Source organism: Streptomyces sp. NPDC046831 (assembly GCF_040645305.1).
Lineage (GTDB): Bacteria > Actinomycetota > Actinomycetes > Streptomycetales > Streptomycetaceae > Streptomyces.
Genome location: NZ_JBEYXZ010000028.1, coordinates 86,860 through 96,114 on the forward strand (window position 1 = coordinate 86,860; position 9,255 = coordinate 96,114).

The 9,255-nt window shown below is 74.1% G+C and carries 5 protein-coding genes; all 5 read left to right on the forward strand.

Annotated features, from left to right (window positions below; all coding sequences use genetic code 11):
* The first annotated feature begins 170 nt into the window (after nt 1-170).
* The 5 genes from ABZ920_RS22680 (at nt 171) to ABZ920_RS22700 (ending at nt 8,815) form a co-directional block, all read left to right on the forward strand.
* A complete protein-coding gene (locus ABZ920_RS22680) occupies nt 171-3,047 on the forward strand; it encodes a bifunctional glycosyltransferase family 2 protein/CDP-glycerol:glycerophosphate glycerophosphotransferase (protein ID WP_361507861.1) in 2,877 nt (958 codons plus the stop codon).
* Entirely contained in the window at nt 3,044-4,174 is a 1,131-nt protein-coding gene (locus ABZ920_RS22685; RefSeq protein ID WP_361507864.1) for a glycosyltransferase, read from the forward strand. Before ABZ920_RS22680 ends, ABZ920_RS22685 begins: the two co-directional genes overlap by 4 nt.
* Nucleotides 4,175-4,587: 413 nt before the next feature.
* The gene (locus tag ABZ920_RS22690; RefSeq protein ID WP_361507867.1) at nt 4,588-5,421 is read left to right on the forward strand and encodes a M55 family metallopeptidase; all 834 of its coding nucleotides are present in this window, start codon (nt 4,588-4,590) and stop codon (nt 5,419-5,421) included.
* Nucleotides 5,414-6,718 carry a M20/M25/M40 family metallo-hydrolase gene (locus ABZ920_RS22695; RefSeq protein ID WP_361507869.1) on the forward strand — a complete coding sequence of 435 codons (1,305 nt, stop codon included), beginning with the start codon at nt 5,414-5,416 and terminating at the stop codon, nt 6,716-6,718. The genes ABZ920_RS22690 and ABZ920_RS22695 overlap by 8 nt, the downstream gene beginning before the upstream one ends.
* A gap of 18 nt (nt 6,719-6,736) precedes the next feature.
* Complete coding sequence (locus ABZ920_RS22700) at nt 6,737-8,815, forward strand: prolyl oligopeptidase family serine peptidase (RefSeq protein ID WP_361507872.1); 2,079 nt, start codon at nt 6,737-6,739, stop codon at nt 8,813-8,815.
* Nucleotides 8,816-9,255 lie beyond the last annotated feature (440 nt).

Consider the following 9,255-nt stretch of genomic DNA (forward strand, 5'->3'; position numbering starts at 1 on the left):
CCCGCGGGTTCGGCGGGCGGGGCCCGTCGCGGTGCCGCCTGCGTGTCAGGGTGACGGCGTATTGTCGCATTGACGTAGTTTGAAGGGGGTGGGGCGGGTCGTGAACCCTACGGCCTGTAGGGTTGCGTCCACCCATCGCACACGGAACGCAACAGAGACGAGAGGTGGCCGTGTCGACCGTCGCGCCCGAGCCGGACGTCAGTGTTGTCGTCATCGTCTACAACGACGAAGAGCGACTCCCGGCGGCCGTTGGTTCCGTCCTCGAGCAAACACTGCGCAACGTCGAGGTGATCGTCGCCGACGACTGCTCGACGGACGGCTCGTACGACGTGGCCAGGGCGCTCGCCGCGGCCCACCCCGGCCGGGTCCGCGCCGTCCGCCTCCCCGAGAACAGCGGCGGCTGCGGGGAACCCCGCAACCAGGGCGTCCAGGTGGCCCGCGGGCGGTACGTCATGTTCCTGGACAGCGACGACACCCTGGAGCGCAACGCGTGCCGCAACCTGGTCGAGGCCGCCGACCGTACCGGCGCCGACCTGGTGTCCGGCCTGTGCGTGCGCGTGCACACCGACAACCGGCACGGCAAGAAGTCCGCCTGGTACCCCTGGCTCTACCGCGGCACCCGCACGCTCGAGTCCGTCACCGAGCTGCCGGACCTGTTCGTCTTCGACACCCTGTCCACCAACAAGTGCTACCGGCGCGACTTCCTCCTCGGCAACGGCCTCGCCTTCCCCCGCGGCATCCACTACGAGGACCTGCTGTTCTCCGCGCAGGCCTACCTGGCCGCGCGGCGCATCACCCTGATCCCCAACACGGTCTACCACTGGAACGTCGTGGAGAAGACCGAGGTCAAGTCGATCAGCAACCGGCGCCGGGAGATCAGCAACTTCGCGGACCGGGTGGAGATCCACCGCCGTATCGACGCCCTCCTCGCCGAGCGGGGCACGGCCGGCCTGAAGCTGTGGAAGGACATCAAGTTCCTCAAGCACGACCTCGTGCTGTACCTGCGGGAACTGCCGTTCCTCGACGACGAGTACCGGCACCGCTTCGCCGAACTCGCCCGCGGCTACGTCCAGGACTTCCCCGAGGCGGCCTACGACGCGCTCGACCGCGTCCACGCCCTCTGCGCCCAGCTGCTGCTGCGCGAGGACTGGACCGACCTGATGCCGGCCATCGACACCCTGATCAACCGGCACAAGATCTCCGCGCCGCTGGTCGAGCGGGACGGCCGCGTCTACTGGACCGGCCGCCACCTCGACGACCCCGAGATGCGCGCCGTCCTGGACGTCACCGACTTCGGCTACCACGCCAAGCAGCTGAACCAGATGGCCCTGCGCAACCGGCTCACCCGGTACGAGGCGCACGGCGGCGACGTGGTGCTCGCCGGTGAGATCGTCAACCCGCTGCACATCATCGCCCCCGACGCGCGGCTCACCGCGCGGCTGGAGTTCCGCGCCCGCCGCCGCAGCCTGCAGACCTTCCACTTCCCGGTGCCCGTGCTGCGGCACGAGGGCGACGCGATCACCTGGCGGGCCGAGGTGCCGCTGGCCCGCCGGCTGCGGCCGCTCGGCGTCGTCGACGACGTCTGGGACGTCCGCCTGCACCTCACCGCGGACGGCAGACGGACCACCAGCCGGCTCACCGTCGGCACCGTCGACCTGGAGCACGCCGAAGCCGTGCCCGTCCGCCCCCGGCTCACCCGCCTCATGGCGGACCGGCTCGAGGCGCAGGTGTCGGCCAAGGGCCACCTGGCCTTCCGGCTCACCCAGCACGGCCGGGCGGCCCGCGCCGGACGCGCCGCCTTCGAACGCAACCTGCACGGACGCCCCGCGCGGGCCGCCAAGGGCGCCTACCGCAAGCTCCGCGCCGTGCGCAGGGACCTCAACTCCGGCACGCGCAAGCTCCAGGTCTACGACCGCATGCTGCGCCGGCTTCCCGTCCGCAAGGGCACGATCGTCTTCGAGAGCCACCTCGGCAAGCAGTACAGCGACAGCCCGCGCGCGATCCACGAGGAGCTGCGGCGCCGGAACCTGCCCGTCACGCCCATCTGGTCGTACGCCGGTGAGCGACCCCAGGGCTTCCCCGAGGACGTCCAGCTGGTGCGCCGGTGGTCCTGGCGCTACCTCAGGGCGCTGGCCCAGGCCGAGTTCTGGATCGACAACCAGGGGTACCCGCTGCGGCTCACCAAACGCCCGGAGACCACCTACATCCAGACCTGGCACGGCTCGGCGCTGAAGCGGATGGGCTTCGACGAGCCCTCCCACCGGATGATGTCCGAGCAGGAACAGGCGACCTACCAGCGGGCCATCGACCGCTTCGACCACTTCGTCGTCCGCAGCGAGCACGACGTGCGCACCCTCGCCCGCGCCTACCGCGTCCCCGAGGAGAAACTGCTGCGCACCGGCTACCCGCGCAACGACGCCCTGGTGCGGGCCCGTGAGGCCACCGGCCCCGACCCCCGGGCGCGACAGCTCGCCGAACGCCTCGGTATCGACGCGAGCCGCCGGGTGCTGCTGTACGCGCCGACGTTCCGCGCGCACGCCGACGGCCGGGTACGCAGCTTCGAGTTCCCGTTCGACGTCGAGCGCTTCGCCGCCCGGTTCGGGGAGCGCTACACGCTGCTCGTGCGCCCGCACTACCTGAACCGGCTCACCCTGCCGCCGTCGGTGGCCGGACGCGTCCTCGACGTGAGCGCCGAACCGGACATCACCCCGCTGCTCCTGCTCGCCGACGCCCTGATCACGGACTACTCGTCGGTGATGTTCGACTACGCCCTGCTGCAGCGGCCCATCGTCTTCTTCGTCCACGACTGGGACGAGTACGCCGAGGACAGCCGCGGCACCTACTTCGACCTGCTGACCCAGGCGCCGGGCCCCGTCCCGCGCACCGAGGACGAGCTGTTCGCCGCGCTCGAGGACCTGCCCGCCGTGGGCGCCACCTACGAGGCGCGGCTGAAGGAGTTCGTGGACAACTACGGCGAGTACGACCGCGGCGACGCCGCGGCGCGGATCGTGGACCGATTCTTCGGCCCCGCGGGAGAGGCCCGATGACCCAGCGCGACATCTTCTTCGTGGCCAACGAGGTCGACGAACTCGGGGGAGTGGGCCGCTGGCAGGCCCAGCTGGCCGGGCTGCTGGCCCGGCGCGGCCACCGGGTGCGCGTCGTCGGCATCGCCCCGGCCACGCATCCGATGGACCTCGGCGACCCGCCCTTCGAGACGGTGACGCTGTACGCGCGGCGGCCCCCCGGCCGCCCCCGGCCCCGCCGGCTGCTGGGCGCCGCCGATCCGGCCGTCCGCCGCCACGAGGCCCATATGCGGGCGGCCGCCGGCCGGCTGTCCACCATGTTCCGCGCCGCCCGGCCCGGCGCGGTGATCATCGTGCCCCAGGTCTGGGCGATGGAGTGGGTGGCGCTCGCGGACACCGCGGGCCACCCCGTCGTCGGCATGACCCACGAGTCCTTCCAGACGGCCCGCAAGTCCTCCCGCTTCGGCCGGGTGAAGCGGTACTACAAGGACGTCGACCGCCTGCTGGCCCTCACCCAGGAGGACGCCGACCGCTGGGTGTGCGAGGGCATGAACAACGTCGGCTTCATGCCGAACCCGCTGCCGATCGTGCCCGCCACGCCGTCGCCGCGCACCGCGAAGGTGGTGGCGAGCATCGGCCGCCTCTCCCACGAGAAGGGCGTCGACCTGCTCCTGGAGGCGTGGGCCGAGGCGGCGCCCCAGCAGCCGGGCTGGACGCTGCGGATCCACGGCACCGGAGACGCCGAGGAGGCCCTGCGGCGGCAGTGCGCCGAACTCGGCCTCGAGGACTCGGTGGACTTCGCGGGACCCACCGGCGACGTGCCGGGGGCGCTGCGCGCCAGCTCCCTCTTCGTCCAGTGCTCCCGCGGTGAGGGTTTCCCGCTCGTGCTGCTGGAGGCGATGGCCTGCGGCGTGCCGTGCGTCGCGTTCGACTGCGCGCCGGGCGTCCGGGAGATCGTCACGCACGACGAGGACGGACTGCTGGCCCGTCCCGGCAACACCACCGAACTCGCCCGCCACCTCGTCCGGCTGATGGCCGACGGGGAGCTGCGCGACGCCATGGGGCAGCAGGCCCTGCGCAGCGTGCGGCGCTTCGACCCGGACCTGATCACCTCCCGCTGGGAGGAGCTGTTCGACTTCCTGGAGCGGTGAACTTCGCGCCTCACCAGACTTCCTGTGCGGGTGGTGCGCCACCCCGGCCGGCGTCGGCCCCGGCGAGCCCGGCCTGATCGGGTTCCTGGGCGGGCGCTCCCGCCTCGACCGACTTACTGCGCGCGGGCTGTGCGCCCGTCCCGGACCGGGGCGGCAGGCCGCGCCGGACCGCTGCCGCTGGGGCGGCAGGCCGCGCCGGACCGGTCGGGACGGGTCGGCGGGCGGGGCCTGCCGTCGTGGCGGACTTGCCGTGCGGGCCGGAAACCGAAGTGGTTCCGGCGGCTTCCTGGCCGGTTCCCCGCTCGGCGCGTAACGTGGCGCGTCATGAAGATCCCCGTCACCGCGCGTCACCGCCGGGAGCCGTCGTCGGATGCCGGGTGCCGGGCCGCCGCCCCGCCCCGGAGCCGCGTGTCATGAAGATCCTCATCAGCGCCGACATGGAGGGCGCCACCGGTGTGACCTGGCCCGCCGACGTGCTGCCGGGGACACCGCAGTGGGAGCGGTGCCGGGCGATGTTCACCTCGGACGTCAACGCCGCCGTCCTCGGCTTCCTCGACGGCGGCGCCGACGAGGTCGTGATCAACGAGGCCCACTGGACCATGCGCAACCTGCTCCTCGAACGGCTGGACGAGCGGGCCCAGCTGCTCACCGGGCGGCACAAGGCGCTGTCCATGGTCGAGGGCGTCCAGCACGGCGACGTGGACGGCGTCGCCTTCGTCGGCTACCACGCGGGCGCCGGGATGGAGGGCGTCCTCGCCCACACGTACCTGGCGAACTCCATCACCGGGGTGTGGCTGAACGACGTGCGGGCCAGCGAAGGACTGCTCAACGCGCACGTGGCCGCCGAGTACGGCGTGCCGGTCGTCCTCGTCACCGGGGACGACGTCGCCTGCGAGGACGCGCTCGGGTACGCGCCCGAGGCGCTGAAGGTCGCCGTGAAGGACCACGTGTCGCGGTACGCGGCGGTGTGCCGCACGCCCGCCCGCACCGCGGCCGACATCCGCGCGGCGGCCGAGGAGGCCGCGTCCCTGGCGGTCCGTCAGGAACCGGTGCGGGGCGGTCCGTTCACCGTCGCGCTCGAGTTCGACGCCGAGCACCTCGCGATGTCCGCCACCGTCGTCCCCGGCGTGGACCGGGTCGGGGAGCGCAAGGTGGCCTACACCAGCACCACCATGTACGAGGGAATCCGCACCTTCAAGGCGGTCACGACGATCGTCTCGGCCGCCATCGAGGAGCAGTATGGCTGACGCGCAGGCGCTGGACGAGGTCGTCCGGTTCACCTCCGACCTGATCCGCATCGACACCACCAACCGCGGCGGCGGGGACTGCCGGGAGCGCCCGGCCGCCGAGTACGCCGCCGAGCGGCTGGCCGGCGCCGGGCTGCAACCGGCCCTCCTGGAGCGCACCGCCGGACGCACCAACGTCGTCGCCCGCATCGAGGGCACCGACCCGTCCGCGGACGCGCTGCTCGTGCACGGCCACCTCGACGTGGTGCCCGCGCGGGCCGGGGACTGGACCGTGAACCCGTTCTCCGGCGAGATCCGCGACGGGGTGGTGTGGGGCCGGGGCGCGGTCGACATGAAGAACACCGACGCGATGATCCTCGCCGTCGTCCGGGCCTGGGCCCGGCAGGGGATCCGGCCGCGGCGCGACATCGTGGTGGCCTTCACCGCCGACGAGGAGGACAGCGCCCGGGACGGCGCCGGGTTCCTCGCCGCCGAGCACCCCGAGCTGTTCGAGGGCTGCACCGAGGGCATCGGGGAGTCGGGGGCGTTCACCTTCCACGACGGCGCCGGCCGGCAGATCTACCCGATCGGCGCGGGCGAGCGCGGCACCGCGTGGCTGAGGCTCACCGCCCGCGGGCGGGCCGGACACGGCTCCCGGGTCAACCGGGAGAACGCGGTCACGCGGCTCGCCGCCGCCCTCGCCCGGATCGGGGCCCACGACTGGCCCCTGCGGCTCACCCCGACCGTGCGCGCCGCCCTGACGGAACTCGCCGCCGTGTACGGCGTCGAGGCCGACCTGGGCAACGTCGACAGCCTGCTGGACAAGCTCGGGCCGGCCGCCCGGCTCGTCGAGGCCACCCTGCGCAACAGCGCCAACCCCACGATGTTCGAGGCGGGTTACAAGGTCAACGTCATCCCCGGGGAGGCCGTCGCCCACGTGGACGGGCGGTTCCTGCCCGGGGGCGAGGACGAGTTCCGCGCCACCCTGGACCGGCTGACCGGACCGGACGTGGACTGGGAGTACCAGCACCGCGAGGTGGCGCTCCAGGCGCCCGTCGACTCGCCGACGTTCGCGTCGATGCGGGCCGCGGTGGAGGCGTTCGCGCCCGAGGGGCACGTGGTGCCGTACTGCATGGCGGGCGGCACCGACGCCAAGCAGTTCGGCCGGCTCGGCATCACCGGGTACGGCTTCGGGCCGCTGAAACTGCCGGAGGGCTTCGACTACCACGCCCTGTTCCACGGAGTGGACGAGCGCGTGCCCGTGGAGGCGCTGCACTTCGGCGTCCGTGTCCTGGACCGCTTCCTGCGGACGGCCTAGAGGTTGTTGGAGGAGAACGTGCACACCCTGCCGTACGGTTCCTGGCCCTCACCGATCGACGCGGCGCTCGCCGCCGGGCACGACGGGAGGCCGGAGTTCGTCGGTTTCGTCGGCGACGAGGTGTGGTGGACCGAGCCGCGCCCGGCCGAGGGCGGACGCCGCACGCTGGTGCGCCGGCGCGACCAGGACACGCGGCCCGGGGCGGGCGGCACGGAGGAGTCCGTCCTGCCCCCGCCGTGGAACGTGCGCAGCCGCGTCATCGAGTACGGCGGCCGCCCGTGGGCCGGGTTCGTCGAGGACGGCGTCCCGGTGGTCGTGTTCGCCGACTTCGCCGACCAGCGGCTGTACCGGTACGAGCCGGGCGCGGAGCCGAAGCCGCTGACCCCGCTGTCCCGGGTGGGCGGCGGACTGCGCTGGGCGGACCCGCAGGTGCGGGCCGAGCGCGGCGAGGTGTGGTGCGTGCTGGAGGAGTTCACCGGCGACCGGCCCACGGACGTGCGGCGCGTGCTCGCCACCGTGCCGCTGGACGGGTCGGCGGCGGAGGACCGCGGCGCGGTGCGCGAACTCACCGACGACCGGCGCCGGTTCCTGACCGGCCCGCGCCTGTCGCCCGACGGGCGGCGGGCGGTGTGGCTGGCCTGGGACCACCCGCGGATGCCGTGGGACGGCACGGAGCTGCTGTGCGCCGAGGTCGCCGGGGACGGCTCCCTCGGCGAGCCGGAGGTCGTCGCCGGCGGTCCCGACGAGGCCGTCGCCCAGGCCGAATGGGCCCCGGACGGTTCGCTGCTGTACTCCAGCGACCGCAGCGGCTGGTGGAACCTCTACCGGGCCGGCCCGGACGGCGCCGAGCCGCTCTGCCCGCGCGAGGAGGAGTTCGGCGGGGCGCTGTGGAAGGTCGGCCGGCGCTGGTTCGCCCCGCTGGACAGCGGCCTGATCGCCGTCGTGCACGGCCGCGGCGCCGCCGCCCTCGGCATCCTCGACCCGGAGACGGGCGAGGTCGTCGACGCGGCGGGCCCCTGGACGGAGTTCGACGCGACCCTCGCGGTGCACGGCGACCGTGTCGTCGCCGTCGGGGCGAGCCCCCACAGCGCCCACGAGATCGTCGAGCTGGACACGCGCACCGGCCGGGCCCGGGTGATCGGCGCCGCCCACGACGAGCCCGTCGACCCGGCGTACTGCTCCGAGCCACGGGTCCGCACCTTCACCGGGCCGGGCGGGCGGGAGATCCACGCCCATGTCCACCCGCCCCGCCACCCCGACTGCGCCGCGCCCGCCGGCGAGCTGCCGCCGTACGTGGTGTGGGCGCACGGCGGACCGACCAGCCGGACGCCGCTCGTGCGCGACCTGTCGATCGCGTACTTCACCTCGCGGGGCATCGGCGTCGCCGAGGTCAACTACGGCGGCTCGACCGGCTACGGCCGGGAGTACCGCAACCGGCTGCGGGGGCAGTGGGGCGTCGTCGACGTCGAGGACTGCGCGGCCGTCGCGCGCGCCCTCGCCGACGAGGGCACCGCCGACCGGGCCCGGCTGGCCGTCCGGGGCGGCAGCGCGGGCGGCTGGACCGCGGCCGTGTCGCTGGCGACCACCGACGTCTACGCCTGCGGCACGATCGTCTACCCCGTCCTCGACCTGACCACCTGGGGCCCCGGGTCGACGCACGACTTCGAGTCGCGGTACCTGGAGACGCTGGTGGGGCCGTACGCCGAGGTGCCCGAGCGGTACACGGAACGCTCGCCCGTGGCGCACGCCGACCGGGTGACGGCGCCGTTCCTGCTGCTCCAGGGGCTGGACGACGTGATCTGCCCGCCGAGTCAGTGCGAGCGCTTCCTGGCCCGGATGGAGGGCCGGAAGGTGCCGCACGCCTATCTCACCTTCGAGGGCGAGGGGCACGGGTTCCGGCGCGCCGAGACGATGGTCCGCGCCCTGGAGGCCGAACTGTCCCTGTACGCACAGGTCTTCGGGTTCGACGCGCCGGGGGTTCCGGTGCTGGACCTGGAGCGGGGTGGCGACGCCGGCGGTCCGGCGGGCGGTTCGGCCGGCGGTCCTGGGGCCGGGCGGGGCGGCGACCTGGTGGGCGGGGCGGCCGGGGCGGGCTGATCGGGCGGGGCGGAGGGCTCGGGAGATCGGGCGGCCGGGCGGGCCGGGCGACCCGGTGGTGAGCCGGAACCGGGTGACGCGGTGGTGAGCCGTACGGATGGCGCCGGTGGGGTGCTCGGTGCCGGGCGCGGACGGTCGTGGGTGGGGCGGGGCCGCGCCGGGGGGTGCCCGTCCTCGGACCGGCGCGGGTGCTGTTGGTCACCGGCGTACCGGGGTTGACGCGCCGGCCGCTGCGGGCGGGCACCCCCCGGCACGTCCCCTCCAGTCCGTGGACGGCCGCGGGTGTGTGGGGGTGCGCGCGCCGTCTGAGCGGATGCCGGTATCTGGCGCGGGGCGTGGGCCGTTGTGGGTGGGGCGGGGCCGCGCCGGGGGGTGCCCGTCCTCGGACCGGCGCGGGTGCTGTTGGTCACCGGCGTACCGGGGTTGACGCGCCGGCCGCT